The organism is Mycobacterium sp. SMC-19 (assembly GCF_045310815.1).
Lineage (GTDB): Bacteria > Actinomycetota > Actinomycetes > Mycobacteriales > Mycobacteriaceae > Mycobacterium.
Genome location: NZ_JBJIAM010000006.1, coordinates 58411 through 70922 on the forward strand (window position 1 = coordinate 58411; position 12512 = coordinate 70922).

Below are 12512 nucleotides of genomic sequence, written 5' to 3' on the forward strand. Positions count from 1 at the left end.
CATGACTGATCTCGAGCCCTGCGTACTGTCCGATCCGTCGTCGTCGCTGACGGCGACGTTCGTCCCGAATGCCGGCATGATCGGGACGTCACTGTCCGACGACGGCGTGGAACTGCTCGGCCAGCGCCGGGGTGTCGCCGGCTATGTCGCCGAGCAAAAGACCATGGGCATTCCGCTGTTGTATCCGTGGGCGAATCGATTGAGCGGCAACGGCTACCAGGTGGACGCTACGGAGGTGACGCTCATCCCGGGAATCGGCGGAGTGCACGCCGACCAATTCGGCGCACCGATCCACGGCACGCTGGCCGGGGATGCCGGTTGGCGGGTGAGCGCGCGATCGCCGTCGGCGTTGACCGCCGAACTCGACTTCGGGGCCCGCCCGGACCTGTTGGCTTCGTTCCCGTTCCCGCACCTGCTGGAGTTGGCTATCACACTGGCGGACCGCACCCTGACGGTGCGTACCACGGTCACCGCCACCAGCGCCACGGCGGTGCCGCTGTGCTTCGGTTTCCACCCGTATCTGCAGCTTCCCGGTGTGCCCAGGGCGCAATGGCTCGTCGAGACCCCGCCGATGCGGTCGCGGATCGTCGACGCGCACGGCCTCCCCACCGGCGCGATCGAGCCGCACCCGGCATCGACAAAGTTGTTGGGCGAGGAGGTTTTCGATCACGGTTTCGACGAGGTGGCACCGGGAGCGGTGTTCGCGCTCTCCGGCGGCGGCCGACGCATCGAGGTGCGTTTCGACCAGGGGTATCCGGCGGCGCAGATCTACGCGCCGGCCACTGAAGACGTGGTCTGCTTCGAGCCGATGGCCGCACCTACCGACGCACTGCGCCGCGGCGGCTATGCGGTGGCACGCTTAGGACAGCCCGGCGTGGCCCAATTCTCGATCCACGTCCGTTGACTCTGCGCCTACGGCGCAAAAGTGCGAGTAGGGCACGCCGTGGACGCAGAGTCAACGAGACAAACGGCTAGCGACGCGGTTGCCAGACCACCACGGCGGTGCTCTTGGGCACCACCGCGATCTCGCGACGCTGGTTGGCGCGCAACATCTCCAACTCCGCGTTCATCTCCTTGACCCGCGACTGCAGCGCCTCAACCTGGTTGGTCAACTCGATGATCCGCTTGATGCCCGCGAGGTTGACACCCTCGTCGTGCGATAGCCGCTGCACCTCGCGCAGCAGGTCGACGTCCCGCTCGGAGTAGCGGCGTCCGCCGCCGGAGCTGCGCTGCGGACTCACCAAACCGATCCGGTCATAAGTCCGCAACGTCTGAGCGTGCATCCCGGCCAGCTCGGCGGCCACCGAGATCAGGAAGGTGCGGGCATTGTCCGATTTGCTCATGAGCGATTACCCGCCCATCCGGCCCGCGGGTCGAATCCGCTGGACTGCTCCGCCGCCGCGTACGCCTCGAGCGCCTCTTGCGCCGGACCCTCCAGATTCGGTGGGACCGCGACCTTTACGGTGACCAGCAGGTCGCCGCTACCGCCGCCACGTTTGGGCACACCACGCCCGCGGACCCGCAGAATCCGGCCGTCGGCGGTACCTTTCGGCACCCGCACGCCGACCTTGCCGTCCAGCGTCGGGACCGAGAGAGTGGTACCCAAAGCAAGCTCAGAGAAGCTCACCGGGATGGTGACCGTCAGGTCGTCGCCGTCCCGCCCGAAGACCTTGTCCGGACGCACACGCACCGTCACGTAGAGGTCGCCCGAGGGCGCGCCGCGCAGGCCGGCCTCGCCTTGGCCCGCCAAACGAATCCGTTGGCCGTCTTCGACACCGGGGGGAATCCGCACGTTGATGGTGCGGGTCCGGGCGGCCCGCCCGGTTCCCTTGCACTCCGAACACGGGTGCTCGATGATCGACCCGCTGCCACGGCAGTCGGTACACGGCTCCGAGAACCCGAAGGCGCCCTGATTACTGCTGATCACCCCGGAGCCGTTGCAGGAGACGCACACGCGCGGACTGGTGCCCGGCCGGGCGCCGCTGCCGTGACAGTTGGTGCACGGTGCGGCACTGGTCAGCCGTAGCGGCATCTCCACACCCTTGGTGGCCTCCAGGAAACTCAGCTCGGAGTCGGTTTCCAGGTCGTTGCCCCGCCGCGGCCGGCTGGGCCGTTGCTGCGCACCGCGTCCGAACAGGCCGCCGAAGAGATCACCGATGTTCGCCCCGCCGGTCTGTCCGGCCGCGCCGAACAGGTCGTTGAGGTTGAACTCGTTGCCGTCACCGCCGGTGGAGAACCGATCGAAGTTGCCGCCACCGAACCCGCTGCCGCCGTTGAAGCGCCGCCCGAAGCCGCCGCCGGCGAACAGCCGCCGGGTCTCGTCGTACTCCTTGCGCTTGGCCTCGTCGGACAACACGCTGTAGGCCTCGGACACCGCCTTGAAGCGGTCGGCGGCGGCCGGGTTGTTCGGGTTGCGGTCCGGATGCAGTTCGGAGGCCAACTTGCGGTAGGCGCTCTTGATCTCTTTCTCGCTGGCGTCGGAGGAGACGCCCAACTCCTTGTAGAAGTCCTTTTCGACCCATTCACGCTGAGCCATGACGCGTCACCTCCTTACCTGTCAATTCTCTTCAGCAGTGTCACCGTCGACAACCGCGCCGTCGGCCGCGGCGTCCGGGACGGTGTCGACCACCCCGACCATCGCGTGCCGCAACACCTGCTCACCGAGCTTGTAGCCCTGCCGCAGGACGCTACCGATCACCGAGTGTGTCCCGTCGCCCTCATGCTGCACCGCCTCGTGCAGCGAAGGGTCGAACTCGTCGCCCTCGGCGCCGAACGACGTCAGCCCCATGCCGGTGAGCGCACCGGTCAGCTTGTCCGCCACCGATTTCAGCGGACCCGATTCCAGATCGCCATGGCTGCGGGCGCGGTCCAGGTCGTCGAGGATTCCGAGCAATTCGGTCACCACTGCGGCCTTGGCCCGGTCCGCGACGCCTTGCTGGTCGCGCAGCGCCCGCTTGCGGTAGTTGGCGAAGTCCGCCTGTACCCGCTGCAGGTCCGCGGTCAGCTCGGCGACCTGGTCGGCTTGGGCGGCCTGCCCTTCGTCGGCGGCCGGCTCCTCCGGTGCCGGCCCACTAGGGGCCGGCCCGGAGGAACCCTCCCGCACCTCACCGGTTTCCGGGTCGATGCGCCGCTTGTCAGTGACGGTGATGGTCTCCGGAGACTGTTCGCGCGAGTTCTCTTCGCTCACTTGGTGTCTCCGTCATCGACCACCTCTGCGTCCACGACGTCGTCGTCGCCACCGGACGGCCCGCCGGCGTCACTGGCGCCCTGCTCGGCCTGGGTGGCCTCGTAGATCGCCTGGCCCAGCGCCTGCGACTCGACGCCGAGCTTCTCCATCGCGGACTTGATGGCACCGATGTCGGTACCCTCCAGCGCCTTCTTCGCGTCGCCGATAGCGGCGTCGACCTTGGCAAGGGTGTCCTCGGGAACCTTCGAGCCGCCTTCGGCTTCGCGCTGCTCCTTGACGAACTTCTCCGTCTGGTAGACCAGCGACTCGGCCTGATTCCGCACGTCGGCCTCTTCGCGACGCTTGCGGTCCTCCTCGGCGTGCGCCTCGGCGTCCTTGATCATCCGGTCGATCTCCTCCTGGGAAAGGCCGGAGCCCTCCTGGATCTTGATCGTGTTCTCCTTGCCGGTGCCCTTGTCCTTGGCGGTGACGTGCACGATGCCGTTGGCGTCGATGTCGAAGGTGACCTCGATCTGCGGGACACCGCGCGGGGCCGGCGGGATACCGGTGAGCTCGAAGGAGCCGAGCAGCTTGTTGTGCGAGGCGATCTCACGCTCACCCTGAAAGACCTGGATCTGCACCGACGGCTGGTTGTCGTCGGCCGTGGTGAAGGTCTCGCTGCGCTTGGTCGGGATGGTGGTGTTGCGCTCGATCAGCTTGGTCATCACACCGCCCTTGGTTTCGATACCAAGGCTCAGCGGGGTGACGTCAAGCAGCAGAACGTCTTTCACCTCGCCCTTCAGCACGCCGGCCTGCAGGGCGGCACCCACGGCGACAACCTCGTCGGGGTTGACGCCCTTGTTGGGCTCCTGGCCACCGGTCAGCTCCTTGACCAGCTCGGTGACCGCGGGCATGCGGGTGGAACCACCCACCAGCACCACGTGGTCGATCTCCGACACCGAGATGCCGGCGTCCTTGATCACCGACTGGAACGGCTTGCGGGTGCGGTCCAGCAGATCTTGGGTGATCTTCTGGAACTCCGAACGGGTGAGCTGCTCGTCGAGGAACAGCGGGTTCTTGTCGGCGTCAACGGTGATGTAGGGCAGGTTGATCGAGGTGCTCTGCGAGCTCGACAGCTCGATCTTGGCCTTCTCGGCGGCTTCACGCAGCCGCTGCATGGCCATCTTGTCCTTGGTCAGGTCGATGCCCGAGGTGCCCTTGAACTTGTCGACCAGCCAGTCGACGACACGGTCGTCCCAGTCGTCGCCACCGAGGTGGTTGTCACCGGAGGTGGCCCGCACCTCGACCACGCCCTCGCCGATCTCCAGCAGGGAGACGTCGAAGGTGCCGCCACCGAGGTCGAACACCAGGATGGTCTGTTCCTTGTGGCCCTTGTCCAGGCCGTAGGCCAGCGCGGCCGCGGTCGGCTCGTTGACGATGCGCAGCACGTTCAGCCCGGCGATCTGGCCGGCTTCCTTGGTGGCTTGGCGCTGGGCGTCGTTGAAGTAAGCCGGCACGGTGATCACGGCGTCGGTGATGTCCTCACCGAGGTAGGCCTCCGCATCGCGCTTGAGCTTCATCAGCACCCGGGCGCTGATCTCCTGCGAGGTGTAGTCCTTGCCGTCGATCTCGACTTTCCAGTCGGTGCCGATGTGGCGTTTGACCGAGCGGATGGTGCGGTCGACGTTGGTGACCGCCTGGTTCTTGGCGGGCTGGCCGACCAGCACTTCGCCGTTGCGGGCGAACGCGACGACCGATGGGGTGGTGCGCGAGCCCTCCGAGTTGGCTACGACGACGGGGTCGCCGCCCTCCAGCACTGCGACGCACGAGTTGGTGGTCCCGAGGTCGATTCCGACCGCACGAGCCATTGTGGTTCCTCCCTGGTAGACGATATCCCTAGTCTGAGCGGACTGCGCTCAAGGATGCTCCTTGGGCGGCTTGGCTGTCAACCCAGACTTGAGTGCTTATGACTCAACTTGTCGAAGTGGTCAACGGGAGGGAGCCCGGGTTTGTTCCCGGGAGGTTCGGTCAGCTGTCAACGACCGTCAAAATGCCCGCTACCCGCTCCGCCAGTACGGCCAGCTTGGCGTCGAGCTCTTCGGCAGCCGCCAGCAGCTCTGCATTGGGTTCGACGACCATCAGCGAGGACGGCTTGACGTAGGTCAGGCTGCTGCGGCCGTCCGCCTCACCGACAAGCAGCAGTTCCACCGGCGCGAACAATCCCGCAGTCACGTCATGGCGCAACATGGCGATCGCGATCAACGGGTTGCCGACGATGGCGCGCAGCACTTTCCGGTCGATGCCCGCCTTCGTGATCCAGCCCCCATGGTCGAAAGTCGCAAACAGCATGAATCCACTGGGGCCAACATAGGATTCGACCTTCGCCCGGTAAGAGTCCCAACTGACGAAGTCCTTCGGAAAGTCATCGATCGGGACGGGTCGATCACCGACGTCGGCCAGCAATGCAGCAACCAGCTCGTCATAGCTCTTGACGCTCTCGTAGCGCACCCGGACTCCGGAGAACCGGGTCTCACGCGGTTCAGACTGCGACACGATCCGCCTCCAAGGTGTTGAGGTCTGCCGATTGCTCGAATCGGTCCTGGACGTGTGCACGTGGTGTGCGGTCCACCAGCAGGCTCAGTACGTCCGGGCGGCTGTAGTGACCGCGCGAATCCATCTGGGACTTACGGGCGTCGATCACGGAGAAGTCGAGGTCGGCGATCACCTCGCCCTCGCCGGAGCGCAGTGGCTCACCGAGCATTTCGCCGTGCGGGTTGATGATCGCGGTGAAACACCCGCCCGAGATGGGACCGGGCGGACACCCGGTGTCGGCCATGATTCGTTCCTGCTGATCGGGGTCCAGCCACGCGGTGGCATTCACGACGAAAGCGGCCGACTCAAGCGCGTGATTGCGCACGCTGATCTCGACCTGTTGCGCGAACAGGTCACCGGCGAACGACCCCGGCCACATCCCCGAGTGGATCTGCTCGCCGTCGGCGATCAGGGCATACCGCGCCAGCGGGATGTAGTGCTCCCAGCAAGCGAGCTGCCCGATCCGCCCGACCGTGCTGTCTACAGCGCGCAGCCCGCTGCCGTCGCCCTGCCCCCAGATCATCCGTTCGTGGTAGGTCGGCATGATCTTGCGCCGGCGCTGCAGCAGGCTCCCGTCGGCGTCGAACAGCAGCTGGGTGTTGTACAGCGATCCCCCGTCCCGTTCGGTGACGCCGATCGAGACGACCATTTCGGCCTGCCGGGCCGCCGCCGCGATCGCGTCGATCTCCGGCGACGGAATCGTCACGGCCTGCTCCATCAATCTGAGGTGTTCCGGTCGCATCTCGAAAGGGCGCTGAACGAACGCGAAGTACGGGTAGTAGGGGATCACCGCTTCGGGAAATGCCGCGAATCGCACGCCGTGGTGCGCCAGCTGCGCAATCTTGCCGACCACCCGCTCAACGGTCCCCTCCCGGCTGTAGAGCACGGGGCTGATCTGCACGGCGGCGGCTCGAATTGTGTTCATCGTCCTCAGCCCTCGAGCCGCTCGATGATGGTGGCGTTAGCCATTCCGCCGCCCTCGCACATCGTCTGCAGTCCGTAGCGTTTTCCGCTGTGCTGCAACGCATTGACGAGGGTCGTCATCAGGCGCGCACCACTGGCACCCAACGGATGCCCGATAGCGATCGCGCCGCCATTGACGTTCGTCTTGGCCAGATCTGCGCCAGTTTCTTTCGCCCAGGCCAACACCACCGGAGCGAACGCCTCGTTGACCTCGAACAGGTCGATGTCGGACAACCTCAGACCGGCCCGCTGCAGCACCTTCTGGGTGGCCGGGATCACCCCGGTGAGCATGTACAGCGGATCGGACCCGACGACGGTGGTGGTGTGGATCCGCGCCAGCGGCCGCAGGCCCAGTTTCTTGGCGACCTCCCCACTGGTGACGACCACAGCTGCGCTGCCATCGGACAACGGTGATGAGTTTCCGGCAGTGATATCCCAATTGATCTGGGGAAAGCGCGCTTTCATCGCCTCGCTGTAGAAGGCCGGGCGAAGCTTTGCCAAGGCCTCCACGGTGGTGCCGGGTCGAATGATCTCGTCCGTCGCCAGGCCGGCAATGGGCATGAGTTCGTCGTCGAGGAGTCCCTCTTTCGTGGCAACTGCCGCCTTTTCGTGGCTGGCCGCGGAGAATTCGTCCAGTTCGGCACGCGAGAGGCCCCACCGTGCGGCGATCAGCTCGGCGCTGATGCCCTGCGGCACCAGGCCTTCGGGATAGCGGCGCGTCATTTCCTCACCGAAGGGGTTGCTGCCCGGAAGTAGCGATGTTCCCATCGGGACGCGGCTCATCGACTCCACGCCCGCGGCGACGACCACGTCGTAGGCGCCCGCCAATACACCCTGGGCCGCGAAGCTGATTGCCTGTTGACTGCTGCCGCACTGCCGGTCAATCGTGGTGCCGGGCACCGACTCCGGGAAACCCGCGCCCAACAGGGCATTGCGGCCGATATTGACAGCCTGATCGCCTACCTGTGTGACAGCACCGACGATGACGTCGTCGATCCGGGTCGGATCGATACCCGTTCGCCGCACCACCTCGCGCAGGCTGTGCGCCAGCAGGTCCGCGGGGAGGACATCGTGCAAGGCCCCGCCGGGCTTGCCCTTGCCGATGGGAGTGCGGACGGCCCCGACGATGACCGCGTCGCGGCCTTGATATCCGGACATCACTCAACCTCCTGACATCTGAGTATTACTTTCTATACTCAGCTATACACCCTGGGTATAGTAGAGTCAACTCAGGAGTGAGGTGGATGGAGATGACTTTCCTGCAGGGCCCGCTGGCGGATCGCGATGGCTGGTCGGCGATCGGCGAGTGCCCCGTCGAAAAGACCATGGCGGTGGTCGGCACCAAGTCCGCGATGCTGATCATGCGTGAGGCCTACTACGGCACCACCCGCTTCGACGACTTCGCGCACCGGGTTGGCATCACCAAAGCCGCGACCGCGACACGGCTCACCGAACTCGTCGACCTCGGATTGCTGGCCCGCCGGCCCTACCGTGAGCCCGGCCAGCGCAGCCGCGACGAATACGTCCTGACCGAGGCCGGCACCGATTTCATGCCGGTGGTCTGGGCCATGTTCCAGTGGGGACAACGCCACCTGCCCAACCGCGGTCGGCTACGCCTGACGCATCTGGACTGCGGCGCGGACGCGCTGGTCGAGATCCGCTGCACCGAAGGTCACCGCGTCGAGCCCGGCGAACTGGGTGCGCGGCTGGTCAGGTCGAAGGTGCCACGCCCTGAATGACACCCGCCCGACGACACGCCCGATCAGGTGGTCGCCGGGATGTGCCGGAAACCGTGCAGCGTGGCCAGTCCACGTGGGGTCGGGGGTCCGTCGAGCTGCAGGTCGGGGAAACGTTCGAACAGCGCTTGCAGCGCGATAGTGGCCTCCATGCGGGCCAGGTTGGCTCCGAGGCAGGCGTGGATACCGCTGCTGAACGACAGATGCTCTTTGGCGTTGGCCCTGGTGACGTCGAAGCGGCCGGGCTCCTCGAACACGTCGGGGTCGTGATTGGCGCCGCCCAGCAGCAGCGCCACCGTTTCGCCCGCGGCGACGTGGTACCCCGCGAGCTCGATGTCGCAGAGGGCGTTGCGTGACGTCATCTGCACCGGGCTGTCGAAGCGCAGCACTTCCTCGACCGCGCCCGGCCATAACTCGGGATCCTCGCGCAGCATCGCCAGCTGTTCGCGGTGGCGCAACAACAGCACGATCGCGTTGCCGATCAGGTTGATGGTGGTCTCAAAACCCGCGCCGGCGAGCAGCAGTGCCGTCACGCCCAGCTCGCGTCGGTCCAGGTCCCCGTCGCGAATGATCTGGCTGTAGATGTCGTCACCGGGGTTGTTGCGCAACCGTTCGATGTGGTCGCTGAACTCGTGATCGTTTTCCCGCAGGGATTCCATGGCAACCCGAAAGGTTTTCCAGGACACCCCGATATCGAGCAACGGTGCGCCACGATCACCCCGGTCGAGCATCTGCGGCCGCTGCTCCTCGGGGATTCCGAGAATCTCGGCGATGATCAAAGCCGGTAAGGGCCCCGCGAAATCGGCGATCAGATCCGGGCGTGCTGTCGATTCCACCCGATCCAGCAGTTCATGAGTGATCTCGACGATCCGGGTCCGCAGTCTGTCGATCGCACGAGGTGTGAACGCGCGCACCACCGCACGCCGGTAACGGGTGTGGTCGGGTGGATCGACCACCAGCATCGAGGGCGGCTCAGCCGGATTCGGCAGCTGGGGATCCGTTCGGCTGATCAGCCAGCGGGTCGTTCTCGGCAGATTGATATTGGCCGGGTTACTCGCCCCGAACCTATCGTCGCGCAAGATTGCGCGGCATAGCTCATGGTCGGCGGTCACCGAGACGAACGGCGTGCGCGTCAACCGACCGCGGGCACGGATCTGTTCGGTCAGCGCTTCCGGGTCGCCGCCACGCACCGGGCCGATGAGCAAACGTGCCATCGGGTCGCCGCGCCGCGCCTGCACCGCAAGGAACGCGCGCGGAAACCCCTGCAACAGCACCCACCGAAACCACAGTTTTGGTCTCATCGCTGCGCACCTATCGCCGGCAGCACGAACGCCGACCCTGCGGCCACCGTTGCCAGGTGCCTCATCAACAGCGCTTCCGGAATCAGACCGGTGGCGCGACTGGCGGCGGCACTGAGGAAGTCGGGCCGCATGTTGACCACCTTCCCGAACCACGCCGACTCTCGGACCAGCGGCGCCACCCGTGGCCGCCGGAACGCGACGAACCGGGCGAACGCGGTGGGCAGATCCGGTGCCCGGTCGACGAACTCGGCCAGGATGGCGGCGTCTTCCAAGCCCTGACAGCCACCCTGGCCGAGATGCGGACGCATGGGATGGGCCGCGTCGCCGACCAGCACGATGGGTCCGCGCGCCCAGTGACGAGCGGGCGCGCGATCGTAGAGGTCGTCGCGCAAGACGTCGGCGGGCGAGGTCGCGGCAAGGATGCTCGGGATGGGCTCACACCAGTGGGCGAATTTGGCTCGGAGGTAGGCCAGTTCTCCTTCGCCCGCCCGCTGTCCCTCCGGGACCCGTTCGGTGGCGAACCAGTAGGTCAGGTCCGGCCCCATCGGCACATGGCCGGTTTCGACTCCGGGCCCCATGGTTTCCCCGGCCAGGTCGGGGTCCAAGGCGTAGGCAGCGATTCCTCGCCATGCGGTGTAACCGACGTAGCGTCGGCGCAGCGGGCCGTTGAGGTGGCGGGCCAGAACCGAATGGGTGCCGTCGGCGCCGACGACGGCATCGAAGTTCTCTACCGTGCCATCCGAGAGTTGCAGCGCGACACCGTCTCCCGCCATCGCCACGTCGGTGGCGGCGACCCCGTAGTGCAGGCTGCCCTCCCCCAACGCTTCGGCAAGGATGTCGCGAAGTACCGAGCGCTGCACCACCACGAGCGGTTCACCCAGTGCCCGCACCATCCGCTCGGCCGCCGGGCGGCGCAGCCACGATCCGTCGTACCAGCGCGCCGCGCCGGCGGTGATCCGGCCCCCGGCCGCGCGGACCTCATCGCCCAGACCGAGGTGGTCCAGCGCGGCCAGCGCGTTGGGCCAGATGCTGATGCCGGCGCCCGATGAGGTGTCGGTCCGCTGTTCGACGACGGTGACGTGGTGACCGCGTCGCTGCAGGCCGATCGCGGTCGCCAGCCCGGCGATACCGGCCCCCACTACGCCGATCCGCCTGCTCATCGGGCTGGACCGTCGGTGTCGTGGGTAGCCAGCCAGGCTGTCCGCCGCCTGTTCGAAGCTCGAGACAGCCAGGCGTCCTGAACCACTTCGGCCAGTTCACTCTTGCTGATCGCGTGCAGGTCTGCCTCCCGAACCAGAACGGACAGATGACCGTTGAAATGGTCAGTGCTGAAAAACGGTGTGCTGGGGTCTTGGATGAGGGCCTGCTTGTCGGCGTCGGACTCCACCCAGATCACGATGACATCGGGGTAGGCCGCACCGGTCACGGGATCCTTGGCGTCGGGCCGCGGGGTGCGGAAGAACACGAACGATTTGCCGCCCACCTGGTAAATCGGATTGCCTTTCGGCCCTTCGATTCTGGTGACGTGCGGCATCGACGCGGCGACCTCGTGCACGTCTGCGACTCGCGCGGGTCGATCGGCCATAACCGCAACCGTAGTCACCCGTCGAACAGCAGGCGCGCGATCCGCTCGACCGTGACCATCGGATCAGCGACCTTCACGCCGTCGGCTACCGCGTCATTGAGCCAGAGCGTCGCAAAGCCATGGACCAACGACCAGGCCGCCAACTCGGCACCGGCCGGATCCGCACGCGCAGCCACGTCCTCCAACGTCGCCACGCCCCGGGAAAGTTCAGCTCCGGCAGCCATTTCCGCAGCGACCAGCTCGGCATCGGCGGGATCCAGCAGCGACTTGTCGAACATCACTTCGTAGTGGCCTGGATGATCCAGCGCGAACCGCACGTAGGCCAACGCGGCGTCGACGAACCGGCCCCGAGCTGCGGTGAGCGCGGCGCTCAACAGCTGAAATCCTTCGGTCGCCAGTGCGGTGAACAGGCCCCGCCGGTCGGTGAAGTGATGCGCCGGGGCGGCATGCGACACCCCGGCCGCGCGCGCCAGTTCACGCAGCGACACCCGGTCGGCCCCCTGCTCGGCCACCAGGCGCGCCGCCTCGGCCAGGATCGCCGCACGCAGATCGCCGTGGTGGTAGGTCGAACGGGCCATAGCGGTCACCCTACAAGACAATCTTGACACCGACTAGATACCGGATTTACGCTCGGCGCCATAACTTGTCATTGCCTAGATCCGGAGGTTGTCATGGCTCCCTTGATCACGCTGCTGGCGGGCAGCCTGGCCGCCCGGATCGTCGGCTGGTGCGGCATCGCCTACGTGGACTCGTGGGTTCGCGCGATCGCCATCGGCCTCGCGGCGATGTTCTTCCTCACCGGTGTGGCCCATTTCGCACCACCGCTGCGCGGCCAGCTGATCGCGATCGTGCCACCGGCACTGCCCGCGCCGGGTTTGCTGGTCAGCGTCACCGGCGTGCTCGAACTGCTGGGTGCAGTGGGCCTGCTGCTTCCGGCCACCCGCATCGCCGCCGCCGTCTGCCTGCTGGTGCTGATGCTGGCGATGTTCCCGGCCAACATCTACGCCGCCCGGATGCCTGATCCGCCCCAAGCAATGACGACGAGGCTGCCGGTGCGCACCGCCGAGGAGATCCTCTACCTGGCCGCCGCGGCGATGGTCGCCTTCGCTGGATGACGGCACCGGGGTCGGCTCGTCGTAGCGAAACAGCAGGGCCCGAGCGCCATGGGC

Annotated in this window: 14 protein-coding genes; 3 read left to right on the forward strand and 11 right to left on the reverse strand. The window is 66.5% G+C overall.

Annotated elements, in window-relative coordinates:
• Position 1 precedes the first annotated feature (1 nt).
• Positions 2–904, forward strand: coding sequence for an aldose 1-epimerase (locus ACJH5R_RS14685; RefSeq protein WP_406782245.1), 903 nt, complete (start codon positions 2–4; stop codon positions 902–904).
• 67 nt (positions 905–971) lie between these two features.
• On the opposite strand, the gene ACJH5R_RS14690 is transcribed toward ACJH5R_RS14685, so the two are convergent.
• The 7 genes from ACJH5R_RS14690 to ACJH5R_RS14720 form a co-directional block, all read right to left on the reverse strand.
• Positions 972–1343 carry a heat shock protein transcriptional repressor HspR gene (locus tag ACJH5R_RS14690; protein ID WP_406759824.1) on the reverse strand — a complete coding sequence of 124 codons (372 nt, stop codon included), beginning with the start codon at positions 1341–1343 and terminating at the stop codon, positions 972–974.
• Positions 1340–2536 (reverse strand): molecular chaperone DnaJ, encoded by a 1197-nt coding sequence (gene dnaJ, locus ACJH5R_RS14695; protein ID WP_406759825.1) that lies wholly within the window; start codon positions 2534–2536, stop codon positions 1340–1342. Before dnaJ ends, ACJH5R_RS14690 begins: the two co-directional genes overlap by 4 nt.
• Positions 2537–2557: 21 nt before the next feature.
• Positions 2558–3187: a nucleotide exchange factor GrpE gene (grpE, locus tag ACJH5R_RS14700; protein ID WP_406759826.1), complete on the reverse strand. Its 630-nt coding sequence runs from the start codon at positions 3185–3187 to the stop codon at positions 2558–2560.
• Entirely contained in the window at positions 3184–5034 is a 1851-nt protein-coding gene (gene dnaK, locus ACJH5R_RS14705) for a molecular chaperone DnaK (protein ID WP_406782246.1), read from the reverse strand. The genes grpE and dnaK overlap by 4 nt, the downstream gene beginning before the upstream one ends.
• Positions 5035–5194: 160 nt before the next feature.
• Positions 5195–5719: a DUF302 domain-containing protein gene (locus ACJH5R_RS14710; protein ID WP_406782247.1), complete on the reverse strand. Its 525-nt coding sequence runs from the start codon at positions 5717–5719 to the stop codon at positions 5195–5197.
• Positions 5706–6683 (reverse strand): nitrilase-related carbon-nitrogen hydrolase, encoded by a 978-nt coding sequence (locus tag ACJH5R_RS14715; protein ID WP_406782248.1) that lies wholly within the window; start codon positions 6681–6683, stop codon positions 5706–5708. Before ACJH5R_RS14715 ends, ACJH5R_RS14710 begins: the two co-directional genes overlap by 14 nt.
• Before the next feature lie 5 nt (positions 6684–6688).
• Positions 6689–7879: a thiolase family protein gene (locus ACJH5R_RS14720; RefSeq protein WP_406782249.1), complete on the reverse strand. Its 1191-nt coding sequence runs from the start codon at positions 7877–7879 to the stop codon at positions 6689–6691.
• Between the two features lie 92 nt (positions 7880–7971).
• On the opposite strand from ACJH5R_RS14720, the gene ACJH5R_RS14725 reads away from it, so the two are divergent.
• Positions 7972–8460, forward strand: a complete 489-nt coding sequence (locus tag ACJH5R_RS14725; protein ID WP_406782250.1) for a winged helix-turn-helix transcriptional regulator — start codon at positions 7972–7974, stop codon at positions 8458–8460.
• A gap of 23 nt (positions 8461–8483) precedes the next feature.
• Here ACJH5R_RS14725 and ACJH5R_RS14730 read toward each other — a convergent pair whose 3' ends face one another.
• From ACJH5R_RS14730 to ACJH5R_RS14745, 4 genes are read right to left on the reverse strand one after another with little or no spacing between them, the layout of a single operon-like run.
• Positions 8484–9758: a cytochrome P450 gene (locus ACJH5R_RS14730; RefSeq protein ID WP_406782251.1), complete on the reverse strand. Its 1275-nt coding sequence runs from the start codon at positions 9756–9758 to the stop codon at positions 8484–8486.
• Positions 9755–10918, reverse strand: a complete 1164-nt coding sequence (locus ACJH5R_RS14735; RefSeq protein WP_406782252.1) for an FAD-dependent oxidoreductase — start codon at positions 10916–10918, stop codon at positions 9755–9757. The genes ACJH5R_RS14730 and ACJH5R_RS14735 overlap by 4 nt, the downstream gene beginning before the upstream one ends.
• Positions 10915–11343 carry an MmcQ/YjbR family DNA-binding protein gene (locus tag ACJH5R_RS14740; protein WP_406782253.1) on the reverse strand — a complete coding sequence of 143 codons (429 nt, stop codon included), beginning with the start codon at positions 11341–11343 and terminating at the stop codon, positions 10915–10917. Before ACJH5R_RS14740 ends, ACJH5R_RS14735 begins: the two co-directional genes overlap by 4 nt.
• 14 nt (positions 11344–11357) lie before the next feature.
• Positions 11358–11921: a TetR/AcrR family transcriptional regulator gene (locus tag ACJH5R_RS14745; protein ID WP_406759835.1), complete on the reverse strand. Its 564-nt coding sequence runs from the start codon at positions 11919–11921 to the stop codon at positions 11358–11360.
• 93 nt (positions 11922–12014) lie between these two features.
• On the opposite strand from ACJH5R_RS14745, the gene ACJH5R_RS14750 reads away from it, so the two are divergent.
• Positions 12015–12458: a hypothetical protein gene (locus ACJH5R_RS14750; RefSeq protein WP_406782254.1), complete on the forward strand. Its 444-nt coding sequence runs from the start codon at positions 12015–12017 to the stop codon at positions 12456–12458.
• Positions 12459–12512 lie beyond the last annotated feature (54 nt).